At 41.9% G+C, this 13063-nt stretch carries 10 protein-coding genes and 1 tRNA gene; 2 read left to right on the forward strand and 9 right to left on the reverse strand.

Annotated elements, in window-relative coordinates; translation table 11 throughout:
* Nucleotides 1-478: 478 nt before the first annotated feature.
* The 3 genes from VB836_RS20215 to VB836_RS20225 all read right to left on the reverse strand — a co-directional run bounded on the left by VB836_RS20215 (nucleotide 479) and on the right by VB836_RS20225 (nucleotide 3365).
* Nucleotides 479-1045 (reverse strand): hypothetical protein, encoded by a 567-nt coding sequence (locus tag VB836_RS20215; protein ID WP_323221973.1) that lies wholly within the window; start codon nucleotides 1043-1045, stop codon nucleotides 479-481.
* A 455-nt stretch (nucleotides 1046-1500) separates the two neighbouring features.
* Nucleotides 1501-2478: a hypothetical protein gene (locus VB836_RS20220; protein WP_323221974.1), complete on the reverse strand. Its 978-nt coding sequence runs from the start codon at nucleotides 2476-2478 to the stop codon at nucleotides 1501-1503.
* 65 nt (nucleotides 2479-2543) lie between these two features.
* Entirely contained in the window at nucleotides 2544-3365 is an 822-nt protein-coding gene (locus tag VB836_RS20225) for a hypothetical protein (protein WP_323221976.1), read from the reverse strand.
* Nucleotides 3366-3793: 428 nt separating this feature from the next.
* Between VB836_RS20225 and VB836_RS20230 the strand changes: the two genes are divergently transcribed.
* Nucleotides 3794-6055, forward strand: coding sequence for a CHAT domain-containing protein (locus tag VB836_RS20230; RefSeq protein WP_323221978.1), 2262 nt, complete (start codon nucleotides 3794-3796; stop codon nucleotides 6053-6055).
* Between the two features lie 412 nt (nucleotides 6056-6467).
* On the opposite strand, the gene VB836_RS20235 is transcribed toward VB836_RS20230, so the two are convergent.
* The 4 genes from VB836_RS20235 to VB836_RS20250 all read right to left on the reverse strand — a co-directional run bounded on the left by VB836_RS20235 (nucleotide 6468) and on the right by VB836_RS20250 (nucleotide 7982).
* Nucleotides 6468-6541, reverse strand: a tRNA-Pro gene (locus VB836_RS20235).
* A 34-nt stretch (nucleotides 6542-6575) separates the two neighbouring features.
* Entirely contained in the window at nucleotides 6576-6950 is a 375-nt protein-coding gene (locus VB836_RS20240; protein WP_323221980.1) for a DUF1818 family protein, read from the reverse strand.
* 93 nt (nucleotides 6951-7043) lie between these two features.
* The gene (locus VB836_RS20245) at nucleotides 7044-7700 is read right to left on the reverse strand and encodes a hypothetical protein (RefSeq protein WP_323221982.1); all 657 of its coding nucleotides are present in this window, start codon (nucleotides 7698-7700) and stop codon (nucleotides 7044-7046) included.
* A gap of 51 nt (nucleotides 7701-7751) precedes the next feature.
* A complete protein-coding gene (locus VB836_RS20250; RefSeq protein ID WP_046280246.1) occupies nucleotides 7752-7982 on the reverse strand; it encodes a DNA-directed RNA polymerase subunit omega in 231 nt (76 codons plus the stop codon).
* Between the two features lie 728 nt (nucleotides 7983-8710).
* Between VB836_RS20250 and VB836_RS20255 the strand changes: the two genes are divergently transcribed.
* Nucleotides 8711-9292, forward strand: coding sequence for a hypothetical protein (locus VB836_RS20255; RefSeq protein ID WP_323221984.1), 582 nt, complete (start codon nucleotides 8711-8713; stop codon nucleotides 9290-9292).
* On the opposite strand, the gene VB836_RS20260 is transcribed toward VB836_RS20255, so the two are convergent.
* Entirely contained in the window at nucleotides 9247-12099 is a 2853-nt protein-coding gene (locus VB836_RS20260) for an S-layer family protein (RefSeq protein ID WP_323221986.1), read from the reverse strand. The genes VB836_RS20255 and VB836_RS20260 overlap by 46 nt on opposite strands.
* A gap of 94 nt (nucleotides 12100-12193) precedes the next feature.
* On the reverse strand, nucleotides 12194-13063 hold an 870-nt coding region (locus VB836_RS20265; RefSeq protein ID WP_323221988.1), incomplete at its 5' end, for a hypothetical protein.

Below are 13063 nucleotides of genomic sequence, written 5' to 3' on the forward strand. Positions count from 1 at the left end.
AGCCTTTCTCTGTAAAGAAAAGGAGGATTATTTCAACAGTTTTGAGATTTTCTGTTTAAATAGAGCCTAAAACTTGCCCCCCATCAAAGGTTTAGCGATCGCCAAAAATTAGAATGAAACAGCCCTGGGATCAAGGGGGGATTGGGGAGGTTGGTGGGGGTTAGTGGGAAAAGGTGTCCCTAATGGGACTATTTATTAATCGAGAGGGAAAAAGTGTCCCTGACGGGACTATTAATTAATCGCGAGGGGAGTATTTTTTGGTTAATTACTCCTCCTTCCAAATAAAAAACTTTTTTCCTTTTCCCTCTCCTTTTAGGAGAGGGTTAGGGAGAGGTAGGGAAGGGGGTTGGGGGGTTAGGTCATAAAATTTCGGGTCGAGAATGAAACAGCCAAACCCCAAAAATTGGGGGCTGAGATTGATTAATTTTTTACAAATCAGGCAACATTGCTATGGCAGTGGCGGCTGGCAATTTGGGCGCTAGAATTTTCTCAGCAGTTGTACCCACTCGTCGTAATTGTTGCTGGCAAACTCGACTTGATCGCCTATGGGTGCAAACCCCCCAGCCATTGATAGGCGGTGTTTGGGCTTCAAACCCAGAACGAAAAGATGGGCGGTTTCTAGGTTGTATTGCGTCAGAGTTTTGCTGATTTCCCGGAGTTGGGCGATCGCTTGCGGGTCTGAGGTTCCATCGGTGACGAGATAAAAATAGATGGGGTGGCCGTTGGTTTCTGCTACGCGATCGCTAAACCGTTGGATGGCGGCGACGATGGCTGTATCTGATGAGGGAATGGGTTCTAATTCCGGGGTTTGAGGGTTGGCGTCGAGTTGCGATCGCACTTGTTGAATACTCCGACGATTGGCTTGTTTGGAGAGTAAAATTTCCGGGTTTTCCTGTTGGGAAATCATGCTAATTTCAACCCAATGATGGGGTCTGACGCGGCGGGAAAGAACGTGGAGAACGTCTTCGGTTGTTGACGTCAGTTCGGCCGTATTGGGTTGCAGGACGAGTTGCACGGTGGCGGGTTCAGATACTGAGTTTTGCATCAATTGGAATCCTAAGAACCCCAGGCATCCTAGAATAAAAACAAGGATAAATTGTTTCTGTTTCATCACCGATGCTCAAAAGAATGACCCTTTTATTATTGCTTGCTTTTTATTAAAATTACCTCTAATTAAATGTCGAGTTTAACACCTGAAATTCATCGAAATAGCAGCAAATAACAGGCAAATATTTTCAAATGGCAGCAAATCGCAAAATCCTTTATAACAACAAAAATTAGTAGTTTTTTTGTTTTTCGATACTTATTATGCTAAACTATATTATAATCATTGGCATTTAGTTAAAGATCTACCCTGGGGATAAAAAGAAATATTTTTAAGAGTTAATCGAAGACAGTTTAAGTGTAATTAAGGTATACCCACTGCTAATCTAGCTACTGTTTTGATATGAATTGCTATTAAAAATGCAAAAGGACGGGAATATAATCCCCGTCCTTGTCCTAAGAAGAAGTTGGTAAATAGTGTTGATCTTCTTGACTTTTTAACTGGCGCTCCTGCCTTTTAGCTTCTAAAAGCTTAGTAACTTTATGGATATTCTCTATCAAAGGTACTTCTTGGGGAATACGCTCAGGTGAAAAATATAGTGCAGCAGCTAAATTAATAGCCTCGATGGGGTGAATATCACAGCGAATTAGATTGGTAGCGACACGACTCAATGATCCATAATCAATAAGAGGTTCTGTATCGTAATAATCCCGAATTAAGGCAGATTTGACTAATCCATTCCGGCGTTTGATTTCTTGGGATGTTAAAGACTGGACAACTTTGTTTAATTCATCGTGAACCTGAGCGTAAATTTTTCGAGAGCATTTCTTTTTAATTTGCCATTCTTTGACGGCATTCATTAATTCTACTCGGTCTTTATCTTTCAATCTAGTTCTAGCTGTTACTCTTTCTTGATGGGAGATCCAGAAATTTTCTAATTCCGAGTCCGTCCATTGAGGTCTCCATCCAGTTTTGAGTTGAATTAAATTTCTCATTCCCACAGACTTAATGAAGGAACAAGCTTTTTTCGCCTGATCGTTACTATCAGCATCCTGTGCGTATTGAGCAAAATATTCAATCAGTGCGGCACAGAAAATGTCTTCTAGAATATCTCTACCACTTGGATCAGAGTAGCCCATCAGTGTCAAAGGTTTACCAGCAAAGGGTTTTAGCGGTTCAGGGAGTGAATTGTCCATCGGATCTGCTTTTCGGACTTTATCAACCCAATAAACAATTGACGTATTATGCTTGTCAATGAAACGAGCCAACCCCCGTTGAGACATTCCAGAGCGTCCCGTTGACCTTACGGTTAGATATTCACAACCGTCTTCAACATGACGCAATAAATCTTTTTCATTGTATTTCGCTGTTCTTCTCGCCATAATTTCATCCTCAATGTAGCGTTTAAAAGAAAATAAGAAGCTAATTAGCATTAATTAACTTAATTAATGCTAATTATTCTGTCAATTGTTCAGACAAATTTGGTAAAAATCGGGTGCTAGTGTGTTCCCCCATTCTTTCCATTAATGGACACTGATAAAAGCTCATCTAGCATCCCTTCTACTGAACTGCTGGGACGAGGCTGATTTATCTTAGATTCTAATGCAGAAAATTTCTTCTGAAATTCTTGTTCTAGATGATGATTATTGGCTTTTAGTGCTTCATTCTCTACTTTCAAGAGCTTAATTTCTTGAATCAGGCGACCCACAACTTGACTTAACTTTGCAATTTCTTGGGCAAGGTCATTATTATCAGTAGAGTCAGAATTAATACTCTCCTGAACGTCTTTTGCCTCTTGATCTCCTTTCAGATTTCCCTCGATATCTGCTACCGTTTCTTCGTTCGTTGTTTCAAGCTCATCTTGAACCTCATGAGTATTTTCGTCACTGAAGATGGATGAATCAAGTAATTCAAGTTTTCTTCGCTTTTTTTCTTCAATAATATCTTGTAACGTCAGCCCATCGGCTAATTCATATTCAAATGCTCCATAATCTCCAGTTTTCTCTCGATATAATAGGGGAACTGACAATCCTTTGCTGTTATCCTGACTTAGTTGACGTAAGGATTCAGATGTTGATGCTTCATTTTTGGGTTTTACAGACCCAGGAAGTTTTCTATGAATCACCGGGGATGTAGCTTTCTTCCCTGTATCAATAAATTTTGCTATGAGTTCTAGTCGATGTAAATCGTTTTCAGAAATATGTCTGAGTTCGATTACCTGGGGAGTGAGGGGACTTTGATCACGAGGAGGCGTTGTCGGTTGTCCTGACAGTCGTGATTTGAGTTGACTTACTGCGTGTGCAGTGCTATCGTAGTTCATAAATACCTCTCCATGGGGTTTCAAGTCCCTTCTTATCTAAGTTGCTAGTTTGGACGCCGGCACTTACAAAGAAGGGACTTATATTTTTAGGAAGTAGCAAATTGATTACTACTGAAAATTTATATTAGCAGAAATCAAAAACGCCGTCAAGCCCAAAAATCAAAAGACAATTGCCAATCAGTTTTTTGTTCTTGCTGTTTGGTCTTTTGAACAAAAAGATGAGTTTACCGATATCACAACAGTTGCTCATATATTTCTCTTAGCCGATTATACATGAGTATTAATACCTGATCTTTGCTTCTCAAATCAAAAGTTTGCAAGACTCACGGAAAAGATATGCTTCTAGTTTTGCTTTTCAGAAAAGATATCGTTCCCGTTCCTAAAATGAGATGATCTTCTTTTACGAAGGAATCAAGGTTTCAGAGGTATTGAGCGAAATTTTTTGCTTCCAATCATCGAAACGATATGATTGCAGTTACAAACTCAAAAACCGCATCAGAGAAGCGAATTCCCTCGGCAACTTGGGCATTGCCTACAAATCCCTCGGGCAGTACGAGAAGGCAATAGACTTCGACCAAAAGTCTTTAACCATCTTTCGGCTAATCAAACACCGCCAAGGAGAAGCTATTTCCCTGAATAATTTGGGAGCTTCACACGGAGAGTTAGGTCAGACAGAAGAAGCTATTCAAGCCTTCCGAGATAGTCTAAAAATTGCCACTCCCAAAACTATGCCAGAGGACTGTGTTAATCCCGGACGCAACTTAGGCAACATCGCCTTTACTCAAGGTAACTGGGAACTCGCCATTACAGGTTACGAACCCGCCATCCAAGCGATCGAACTCACTCGCAACTCCTCCCTCACCGACGATCGCCGTAAACAAGTTCTCGAAGATAACCTAGACGCATATACTAAAATTGTTCAATGCTATATTAATCTCGAACAATACGATAAAGCCCTCGAATACGCCGATCGCTCCCGTTCCCGCTTCCTCGCCGACCTGTTCCACAACAAAGACCTCTACTCCAGAGGCGACATTCCGCCCCAAGTTCAAGAGTATCTCGACCTACAACAACAAATTGATCGCCTCCGGTTTAACTCCCCTTCAGATGACATGATGGGAGATCGTTCATCCTCTCCCGCCTCCACCGAAGCTAAACTCGAAACAATTAAACAGTTAGCAGCCAAAAAGCAGCAAGTTTGGGAAAGTATTCGCCGTGAAAATAACGAATTAGCCGCACAACTCCAACCCACTCCCCTCAGTTTCCAGCAGATGCAGAAGTTAATTGGCGATCGCAAAACCGCCCTTCTCAACTTCTACACGACTGATAACGATACCTTTATTTTCATCCTCCGCCATCAGGATACTAACTCCCCTCTCGACCCCTCTATAATCTCCCCTGCAAGGGGAGATACAATTGCTCCCTCTCCTCGTAGGAGAGGGTTGGGGAGAGGTGGAGAAGGGTTGGGGGAGAGGTCAATCACCTGTTTCACCTGCAAAGGACAAGGCTTCAAAACCCTACAAAATTGGATTAAGGAAACTTGGCTTATTCCCTATATTAATATCAAACAAGCCAAATTATTCGTCGCCGCCCAACTCCTCAACCGCCAACTTGATGAAATTAAGTTGATACAAATTACTGATACTGCCGTTTTAGTAACATTAACCGATGGTTCGGTAGAAACAATTCGCGATCGCCAAGAATTCCTCAAACAAACTCGCCAAAAACGCACCCAACTCCGGGAACAATGGAAAAACCAAATGCAGCCCACCCTCGCCGAACTCTCCCAACGTCTTCAACTTCGGCAACTAATTGAAAACCATCTGCAAGATATCGAAGAATTAATTATTGTTCCCCACCTCCACCTACACCAAATCCCTTTCGCCGCCCTTCCCCTCTCGGAATTAGACCCAGAAAAACGAACTCCCTCAACCCCCGTTTCAGCCGGCAAACATCGGGGTTATCGAGATTTTGATTTCGATATGGATGAGGAACCCAAAACACCCACTCAACCCCATTTATCAAAAATAGAATATCTGTGCGATCGCTTTCAAATTCGAGTTGTTCCGAGTTGCCAAATCCTCGACTTTTGCCACCAACGAAAACCCGTAAAAACCAACATTGTGGGAATCGTTGAAAACGCCACGGGCGATTTAGATTGTACCCGGGAAGAATGTCAAAAAGTCGCAGAACTTTACAGCGTTCCCCAACACCGCCACCTGAAAAAAGAAGAAGCCACCGTCGCCAACTACCTGAAACTCGCCCGAGAGGTCAATCTTCTCCACTCCAGTCACCACGCCAGTTCCAACCTCAGCAACGCCCTGGAGTCCGGCTTGCGCCTATCCGACGGAACGTTAGACTTAGCCCACCTATTCATCCAACGTTTTCCCCAACTTTCGGAAGTGTTTCTATCCTGCTGCGAAACCAATTTTTCTTTATCGGAAATGACCGACGATGTTTTGACGTTGGCGGGGGGTTTCCTGACTGCGGGGGCGCGAAGTGTTGTCAGTACGTTATGGCGGGTGCAGGACAACTCGACAGCCGAGTTTTGTCAACTCTATTATCAGTTCCGCAACCGAGGAGAAATTCGCCCGGAAGCCTTAAGAAAAGCCCAGTTTGAACTCCGAAAAACTGAATATTTCAACCATCCTTATTATTGGGCCGCGTTTGTTTCTCAGGGGTTGAGATAGTTGGGGATAAATTGAGGTGAAAGTTTCCCTTTACAAATATTAAACTACCCTTCTCCGTGAAAACTTCATCCCCAATCTTGAGCGAACAAATCAACTTTTATTAGAATAAATTCGGTAGATAACCCAACGAGAAATATCTTGGGCAAATTTTTGAGCGTGGTTATTTAAACGGGACTCCCCAAATAGCGGCATTACATCAATGGTATGAAAACTGTGCAGTTGCCCAATTTGACACCCGTCTATATCCGTTCCAATGGATTTGTATTAAGTTTTTAATGATGGGTAGCCAGATGGTAGCCACACTTAATTGAGGAAGAATTAGAAACCTTGAGAGGCGGTGGAAGTCATTTTCTGGAGAGGAACCCTGGGAAGCTTAGTCTGAAACTCCCTGGTGGAGGTGATTTGATTGAAATCGGAGCGGCGGGATTCGAACCCACGACCCCCACTACCCCAAAGTGGTGCGCTACCAAGCTGCGCTACGCCCCGACAGACTTATCTAGTATAACATGATCAACTCAAATTAGTAAACACCCAATATTTTTGTTGCTTGAATCAGTTCTGAGACGACTTCAGGGGGCCAACTTCCTTCGCCGCGTCGCCCTGTATTGAGAATAAACTGTAAACCATAAACGTGAGGATAACCTTCTACCTGCATCCAGAGCAAATCACTCTCGGCGTCACAGGCGATTTTTTCAGAGTCCATCAACTCACTCGCCATTTGACTGATTATGTGACTCAGTTGGGTGAGTAGACGACAAAAATCATTGAACTCTGCTGCGGTTAACTCGATCGCCCAGTGTTCACCGCCCACTAACCCTTGATATTCTGTGGCTGTGGGGTTCCAACCTAGACGCCAACCTGTTCCCGTTTTCAGAATGCGATCGACTGATACCATGTTTGGTTGATTAATTCTGTTGGTGGGGGTAGGGGGGTTTATCTAAATTCTTGCTTTGAGACAAAGATCTCGGCTGAACCCGCCCCTACAAAATTATAATTGCAATAATTCCGCGTCTCCCGGTTCTGGAATAGGCGGTAACGGCGAACTTCCTTCGGGTGAGGTTTGAGTGGTGTCTTCTGATGAACTTGAGGGAGAACCCGACGCATTTTCCGAGGAGTTGGGATCAAATGAATTAACCAAGATATCCACTAACTCCTGTCGTTGTTTGCGGTTAAAGCTTCTCACGGTTTCACGATCGCCATCTAGGGGATTTTGTTGTAACGAACCCGCCCCTGGATACTGAGAGTCTAACATCCCTTCGTTTACCCCCAAATAGTCGGCTAATGTTAGCTTCCAATCAAACCGAGATAGGGGAGAACGTCCTTTGACATAAACATGATAACGAATCAATCGCCCGATTAATGTATCGTCTGAGGCGACTTCCCCGGTTTCTAGGGAGATATATTCATTTTTTTTCGGGATATCGGGCATTTGCTGATAAACTTGTTGCCAGACATCGCGAATTCTCACTGCTCGGGTTTGGGGTTGTTGAGCGATCGCCACCCCATTCGTCAACCCTCGAACTCTAGCTAGTCCCTGGAATTGACTAGACTCTATAGCGCTCCCTACAATCGTTAGAAGGACGATACCTAACGCTAAGAGTACAGGGCGATACCATCGCTTCGGAAATTGAATGATTGCTAACATCAATTTACGTTTGAGTATTGATTCCGGGCTAGCTAGATTTCTGTTAACTTACTACCGTTCTACTATAATTTCCGGTTGAGTCAGTTCATCAGACATTTCAATGATCGCTCGCAGGACAGGCTTCATCACGTTATCATCTACACTGTCAAAATCTTCGTATCGACACCGCTTGGCTCGGTTGGCGACTTGTACTGTGATGCGATAGCGATTGGAAGCTGCACTCATTAAATCGGCAGCCCGACAAGTAATTTCTGTAGAATCAATGCTAGAACGCTTGTACATAAAGTTGCTTTACTCTGAGTCAAGATCTAAGTTACTCTATCTTAACGAATTGTTAAGGTGAATGAGGTTTAATTGCCTTTATTGCTTTTTTCAGCAAGCTCAAACGGCTCAAACTCCTATTAATCTTACCCATTAGTCAAACCCATGACTGGTATTTGACTACTCCCCCGAATTAATTCGGGGGAATCCCCGTAGGGTATTTCTGAACTTCTGACGCCGAAAATTGTCAGACTCATAGGCAAAGTCAAATCGCCTCTAACACACCAAACAAGTTGGATAGTTTACTTTTTTAGCTTGAAGACTTTCTTCACTTCCAACACAGAGCCAATTCGGTACGCTCAGTTTCCTGCCGTTGCTGTATCTCGGAGCCATAATGCAATATTACGCTTTCGGATTGCCGGGGTTTCTCCGTACTAGGAAAACTTCAACCCGCAGTTGGTACAGTTTTACTTGTCGTTTCTTTACTATCTTACAGCAACTAAAGTTGCTCGTGTCGTCTTTCCGCCCCTGAATAAATTCAAGGGGCTACCAGCCTACCGGACTTCCTCCCGTGTTTATTTTTTACCTAAAATTTGGGTTGAAAGCCCCGTCCTTTTAGGACGGCTTTTTAGGCCAAGTTGTCAATTTAATTTGACTGTGCTAGGAGAGTTTGCGTAGCAGGTCGATAACGCAAATATTGATTCTTGAGTACAAGCTTAGAGGAAAAGACCACCAGTGTCAAGCAATCGATGAGTCAATTCGTACAGTTCAATTTGTGCGAAACAAATGCCTCAGATATGGGGAAGACAATAAAAGTGTTAGACAGAAGGATATCTATAAATACACAACTCAATTTCAAAGTCCCTTATCATTCTCAACTGAATAACTTAGAACATCCTTTGGGTGCTTGTAATGTTGTGACCTGTGTGGCAATAGTTCTCAAATATTATGGCATTGATTCTCGCAGCGCACAAGAGATTAATAATGATGTACAACTCGAAGATGTGTTATTTCGGAAAACCGAAGAATGGGATGAACAGTATGGATATACAAGTTCAACCAAAACTCGTCACATTACCCAATTTATGCAACGACTTTTGCGAGAATGGGGTGAAGAACATGGCTCTAGAATTATTATTAATTACGATAAAGATGATTTCAATATGGAAGTTCAAGCCTACATCACATCGAGCCTAATGGAGTTGGGAATTTCCAGCCCTATCTTGATTGAGTGCAGTCACCTTGGATGTATGGTAAACGCAACCGATAATTGTGGATTTTCGGGTTATAGACGGGGATATTTGGCATTTGATGATTGGCGATCGCACTGATTTGGAATTTGTTGACGTTGACGAATCACCCCCGTTTTTGTAGGATCGTAGCCGACTAAAATCACCTCTCCTTTCTCATTGCGTATCCATCCTCTCGCCGGAACAATATCTAAACTCGAAATAGGTTGATTGAGGTTGGGGGAAATATTTCGCTGCACTCGACTTTTATGAGAGGGTGAATGATGACGGCGAGACTCAATATCTGGAGGCAATTCTATTAAAGGAACTAATGTTTCTTCACTGCGTAAACTTTCTTGAGGACTAGGTGGAAATCCCCCACGACCTGTATTCACAAATGAACTATATTGACCTTTTTTACAGGCATCTTGAGCAATTAATGCAGCCGGATCAACAACCGTTTGAGGCAATTCTACTAATCCTTGAGCGGGGTCAATTTCGCTATTTAATTCAACCGTTCCGCTAAATTCTGCACCCAGTTCAGAGGTTGCAGTAATATCACTGGCTGAGGTTTGTTGAGTACGGAATTGAGTTCCAAAAACGGCATCTGCATTAATAATCACTTGACCCCCTAACCCCGCTTGAGCATTGGCAGAAATATCGCTATTTTCAATTGCAACTAACTGATTACTATTAATCGTAATATTTCCACCCGTGCCGGTTTCTAAGGAATTTGTAGTAATTTGACTGCCCCGACGCAGTTGAATCTCACGCGAATTTATGGTAATATTTCCTTGAGTTCCAAGACGAGTTTCTGCCCTCAGACTTGCCTGATTCAGACGAATTGAATTCGCTTCAACGGTTAAATTACCCGCCTCTCCCGTTCCCGTTGCACTAACATTAACTTCTCCTTCGTTAGCAACGGTTAAATTGGGCGTAAAAATGTTTAAATTTCCCGCATTTCCTGTGCCTTCTGCTAAGGTAAATAAGCGACTATTTTCAACAGTTGAACCTATCGTATCTGTACCTGTAATTTCTACAGACTCAGAAGCATTTACTGTTAACGTTCCGCCCGAACCCCGTTCATTATTAATAGCATTTTCTTCGACAAGAGAACCCGCTCCAATTTGCCCGCCATCTCGAATAATTAACCGAGAAACATTTAAGTTAACATTACTTCCGCCACCCGTCCCAAAATTATCGGCAGATATTCTCGCTCCATTTTCAACAATTAATTCCGGGGTATTTATAATTAATTCTCCAGCATCAGCAGTGGTAATAATTAAATTACCTGATTCATCTTCAAATGCAGGCTCGGCAGAAACCAAAATCCCGCTTCTTTGATCTTCGAGAGGTTCGGGTACAGGTGCGGTTCCACTTAAAATGACTGAATTATTAGCATTAATTGTTAAAATTCCTGCCTGTCCAATATTCCGAGCCGTTGTGCCAATTTGTGCGCCCTGACTCACAATTAATTGATTCGTATTAATCGTTAAATTGCCCCCATTTCCAGTACCTTTCTCACCCACCTGAGCATATAAACCACTCGCAAACCGACCATCTGCGGTAGAACCAACGACCTCTACTCCTGAAGCATTTACAAATAAATCACCCGCATTGCCAAAACCAAAAGTGTCCGTTGAAATCTGCGCCCCATCCCGAATTGTCAGACGATTTGTTTCGAGATTAATATTACCTCCATTTCCCGTTGCTCCCGCTTCCACTCGCGCAAATAAACCACTGGGGTTTTGTCTGTCAGGCGCTTCTCCAATCAAATCAATTGATTCGGTTGCGGCGATCGCTAAATTTCCTGCTTGACCAAACCCCGAAGTTGTAGCGGAGATTTGCGCCCCGTTTGTGAGTGTTAACCGTTGGGTTTCAACGGTAATTGTTCCCCCCTGACCCGTTGCATTGGGACGCACTTCAGCAAATAAACCACTCTGTTGTTCAATCGTTATAGAATCAGAAGCAACGATGAAAATATCTCCACCAATTCCTGAACCCAAAGTAGAAGAAATCATTGCAGAATCACCTGTTAAATTGACTTGTCTACCTTGAATTGTAATCTCTCCTCCTCGCTCTCCAGTGGTTTCTATTGAGGCGAAATCAGACAAACCAATATCTTGAAAATTCTCAACTCTCTTGTAATTTAGAGCAAATCCTTCCGAATTAAAACTAATGCCAATAAAGCTATTTCCGGCTACACTTCCTAACTCAATTCTTCCTGATGGAGCCGTTAAAATTCCACCTTCTAAACGAACATCTCCGCCCACCAAAGCTAAGGTTTGTTCGGACGGAACTTGTAAACCTCTGGTCGTAATCTGTTGACCTATGTTGTCACTTTTAATGATAGTAGATCGGGAGCGAATGACAAGAGATCCTGGATTTTCCCGAAACCTTAAGCCAACAGGAATGTTAATAACTAATAGCGGTGGACTGTTGGGGTTTGTCGCTCTAAATTCTGTTCCATTGGCAAAAATAATACTGTCAGCACTTGTGGCAAAAAACGAACCGCCAATATCAAGGGAGGCATTTTCGCCAAAAATAATCCCGTTGGGGTTAATCAGAAATAAATTCGCAACACCGTTAGCTTTGAGAATACCATTAATCTCAGAAATTGAACTTCCGGTAACGCGAGAGAAAATATTCTGAACCTCAACAGCATTGTTAAAAAAAGCCGTTTCACCCGTTGGTACTGAGAACCGTTCAAAACTGTGAAATAAAGTATTTCCGCTTCTTGTTCCCCCATCAATTTGTCGAATATTCCCTTGGGGAGTTACAACGGAATTTTGAGGTAGAGTGTTGTCTGGAATGATTTGTGCAGAAACAGGTATAGAAGCCAGTGAAACCGTCAGTAAGCTAACTTTAAATAGTCCTAAATAGAATCCCCTAATTAAGCTTTTTAACATGATATCATCCGATGTCCTTGATTGTAGGCTGTAGATTACTTAAAAAATATTACCAGATCTCGTTTTGGATCTCTTACAACAGCTATTTTTATAATTATCCTTCAAATTCAAGGCTAACAAAATCGCCAGTATTATCTTGAAGGTTTATCTTGTTTTTAATCTGATCAACAAGCTTTTCATTTAAAACAGTAATTGCATCGTTGTTGTTCAGTAACGAAAAAGTTACACTGTTTTGATTCTCAGTAAAACTGAGTAAATCCTCGTCGATAATGCTGTCTAAACTGTTGATCGCTAGATTAACCTTATCCGATTGATCTAAGGAATCATCAGTGAATATAACTTCTTCTAGTGTTTGAAACTTATTAGTGAACAAAAATATTTTTTCTAAAATAGTATTATCCTCGTTGTTAATAAATTCATAAACGATAATTTCTTCTTGAAATGAGTCATCAAGTTCAACAATAGGATTTTTATTCTCATCAATTAGTTCTAATTCAGTGATTAGAGCATCTGGTTCAACTAATTTAACTGTCAAATCTAAATCTACTGGGAAAATATCTTTTATCATTACATCCACTCCAGTAAATATAGGCTCTCCCTCCTTATCAAAACGAAGAGTAGCTCCCTCTTGAAGTTGTGTCACACCATCATCATCAAAATCAATCTTACCTTCCGTTGTAGCCATTTGAACCTTACTAAAACTCTCACCAGACTCATCATCTTCCTCACTATAAACAATAAAGTTTTGAATTGCTTCTGGGAATAAACCCAAGTCTAGGTTACTATCATTTCCATTTTCATCAAGAGTTTTATCAACAATAAGTTGACCGTTATTTTCGTAATTTTTGACCAAGAATGTTGTGAATATTTGCGTGAAATCACTATCTCTTTTCGAGTAACCATTGAGGTTTATGGTGTATTCTACATCAATAGTAACCGTAGCAATATTAGAGTTAGATTCCCC

This window comes from Limnoraphis robusta BA-68 BA1 (genome assembly GCF_034932365.1).
GTDB lineage: Bacteria > Cyanobacteriota > Cyanobacteriia > Cyanobacteriales > Microcoleaceae > Capilliphycus > Capilliphycus robustus.

Coding starts and splice junctions, on each gene's coding strand:
- VB836_RS20215 (WP_323221973.1), bottom strand. CDS start 1,045: ATGCAAAACTCAGTATCTGAACCCGCCACCGTGCAACTCGTCCTGCAA.
- VB836_RS20220 (WP_323221974.1), bottom strand. CDS start 2,478: ATGCTAATTAGCTTCTTATTTTCTTTTAAACGCTACATTGAGGATGAA.
- VB836_RS20225 (WP_323221976.1), bottom strand. CDS start 3,365: ATGAACTACGATAGCACTGCACACGCAGTAAGTCAACTCAAATCACGA.
- VB836_RS20240 (WP_323221980.1), bottom strand. CDS start 6,950: ATGGTATCAGTCGATCGCATTCTGAAAACGGGAACAGGTTGGCGTCTA.
- VB836_RS20245 (WP_323221982.1), bottom strand. CDS start 7,700: ATGTTAGCAATCATTCAATTTCCGAAGCGATGGTATCGCCCTGTACTC.
- VB836_RS20250 (WP_046280246.1), bottom strand. CDS start 7,982: ATGTACAAGCGTTCTAGCATTGATTCTACAGAAATTACTTGTCGGGCT.
- VB836_RS20255 (WP_323221984.1), top strand. CDS start 8,711: ATGAGTCAATTCGTACAGTTCAATTTGTGCGAAACAAATGCCTCAGAT.
- VB836_RS20260 (WP_323221986.1), bottom strand. CDS start 12,099: ATGTTAAAAAGCTTAATTAGGGGATTCTATTTAGGACTATTTAAAGTT.